Annotated in this window: 1 pseudogene; it reads left to right on the top strand. The window is 68.1% G+C overall.

Features of this window, described 5'->3' with window-relative positions:
* A pseudogene (locus tag B3S45_RS14400) lies at positions 1–288 on the top strand (serine--tRNA ligase); the annotation flags it as partial.

Raw genomic sequence — 288 nt, 5'->3', positions numbered from 1 at the left:
GGCGCGATCGACATGGAGCGCGGCACCAAGGTGTCGGGGAGTCGTTTCTACTTCCTCACCGGCATCGGTGCGCGCCTCGAGATGGCGCTGATGAACCTCGCGCTGGACCGGGCGCTGCAGGCGGGTTTCATCCCGCTCATCCCGCCGACTCTCGTGCGGCCCGAGGTGATGCGCGGCACCGGATTCCTCGGCCAGCACGCCGCCGAGGTCTACCACCTCGAGGAGGACGACCTCTACCTCGTCGGCACGAGCGAGGTTCCGCTGGCCGGCTACCACATGGACGAGATC

It is taken from the genome of Microbacterium sp. UBA1612 (assembly GCF_002321605.1).
GTDB classification, from domain to species: Bacteria; Actinomycetota; Actinomycetes; order Actinomycetales; family Microbacteriaceae; genus Microbacterium; species Microbacterium luteum.
This window is presented reverse-complemented; position numbering and strand designations above follow the sequence as displayed.